1 protein-coding gene and 1 pseudogene are annotated in these 1,961 nt (G+C 73.2%); both read left to right on the top strand.

Annotated features, from left to right (window positions below; translation table 11 throughout):
- Positions 1–381 (top strand): annotated as a pseudogene (locus ACR2JA_RS18165) (hypothetical protein); the annotation flags it as partial.
- Positions 378–1,952 (top strand): 1-hydroxycarotenoid 3,4-desaturase CrtD, encoded by a 1,575-nt coding sequence (gene crtD, locus ACR2JA_RS18160; protein ID WP_434010475.1) that lies wholly within the window; start codon positions 378–380, stop codon positions 1,950–1,952. The pseudogene ACR2JA_RS18165 and the gene crtD, both read left to right, overlap by 4 nt.
- The last annotated feature ends 9 nt before the right edge of the window (positions 1,953–1,961 follow it).

The raw sequence follows: 1,961 nt of genomic DNA, 5'->3' as shown, positions 1-1,961 counted from the left end.
GTGTGCCAGGACAGCCGCCCGCTGGCCGCGCTCACGCGCGCCAGCATCCGCCCCGCCAAGGCGATGGAGTTCTGGCGCAACGCCCCCGCGGCCCAGAGCGCCATGCAAACCGCGCGCGGCTGCACGCTGGCCATGGGCCTGGGCGAGGCGCCGCTGATCCGCCAGTGCACCTTCAGCGTCTGGAAAGACACGCCATCCATGTTGGCCTACGCCCACCAGGGCGCCCACCAGCAGGCCATCGAAGCGGCCTACAAACACCAGTACTTTGCCGAATCGCTGTTCGTGCGCATGCGCTTGCTGGAACAGCAGGGGCGCTGGTCCGCCCCCCAGCAGCCGCCGGCGGAGCTCCGCGGGCTGCCCACCGCAGGACCACCGCCATGAGCAACCACCAGGTCGTCGTCATCGGCGCGGGCATGGGCGGTCTGGCCACCGCGCTGCGCCTGGCCCATCAGGGGCTGGACGTGACCGTGGTCGAGTCCGCCGATGCGCCGGGCGGCAAGCTGCGCCAGGCGCTGGTGGAGGGCCTGCCGATCGACAGTGGCCCCACCGTGTTCACCATGCGCTGGGTGTTCGACCAGCTCTTCGCCGCCGTGGGCACCACGCTCGAAGCCCAGCTGCGCATCCAGCCGCTGGCGGTGCTGGCGCGCCACTGGTGGGACGACGGCAGCCAGCTCGACCTGCACGCCGACCCGGCCGCCTCGCTCGACGCCGTGGCCCGTTTCGCCGGCCCGGCCGAGGCGCGGCGCTTCCAGGCCTTCTGCACGCGCGCCCGCGCCGTCTACCAGACCCTCGAAGCGCCCTACATCTGCAACCCCACGCCCCACCCGGCCGGGCTCACCTGGGACATCGGGCTCCAGGGTCTGGCCACGCTCACCGCGCTCGGGCCGCTGAGCAACCTCTGGAGCAGCCTGGGCCGCCAGTTCCAGGACCCGCGCCTGCGCCAGCTGTTCGCGCGTTACGCCACCTACACCGGCTCGTCGCCCTGGCAGGCCCCGGCCACGCTGATGCTGATCGCCCAGGTGGAAATGGCGGGCGTCTGGTCGATCGAAGGCGGCATGCACGCGCTCGCGCGCTGTCTGGAGCGGCTGGCGCGCGAACGCGGCGCGGTGTTCCGCTACGGCACCGGCTGCGAACGCATCGAGCTGACCCGGGGCCGCGTCAGCGGCGTGCGCCTGGCCAATGGCGAGGGCCTGCGCGCCGACAGCGTGGTCTTCAACGGCGACACCGCCGCGCTGCGCAGCGGACTGCTGGGCGAGGCGCTGCAATCCGCCGTCAAACGCAAGGCGCCACAGCGCTCGCTGTCCGCCCTCACCTGGAGCCTGAGCGCGCCCACCAGCCCGCTGCCGCTGGACCGCCACAACCTGTTCTTCCAGCGCGTGGACCAGACCTCGTACGGGGACGAGTTCACCGACATCTTCCGGCGCGACCGCCTGCCCCGGGCCCCCACCGTGTACGTCTGCGCACAGGACCGGGGCCAGTCCGACGCACCGCCCAGCGGCGGGCGCGAACGCCTGTTCGCCCTGGTCAATGCCCCGGCCGCGGGCGACCGCTACACCACCACCCCCGAGGACATCGACCGATGCGAGACCCAAGCCTTCGACCTGCTGCGCCGCTGCGGCCTGACGCTCTCACCGCACAGCCCGGGGGCGCAGCGCACCACACCGGCGGACTTCCACCGCCGCTTCCCGGCCACGGGCGGGGCGCTGTATGGCCAGGCCAGCCACGGCTGGGGCTCGGCCTTCGCACGGTCGGGCGCGAGCACACCGGTGCCGGGCCTGTACCTGGCGGGGGGCAGCGTGCACCCGGGGCCGGGCGTGCCGATGGCGACGCTGTCGGGGCGTTTCGCGGCCGAGGCCCTGCTGGCCAGCCCCGCTTTGACCAGGCGGTCCCGCCCGGTGGCTACCTCTGGTGGTACCTCGACGCCCTCAGCGACGACGGCCAACACGGCCTGAGCATCATCG

Origin of the sequence: Hydrogenophaga sp. (genome assembly GCF_051007235.1) — a bacterium.
Taxonomy (GTDB): Bacteria; Pseudomonadota; Gammaproteobacteria; order Burkholderiales; family Burkholderiaceae_C; genus Hydrogenophaga.
This window is presented reverse-complemented; position numbering and strand designations above follow the sequence as displayed.

Coding starts and splice junctions, on each gene's coding strand:
- crtD (WP_434010475.1), top strand. CDS start 378: ATGAGCAACCACCAGGTCGTCGTCATCGGCGCGGGCATGGGCGGTCTG.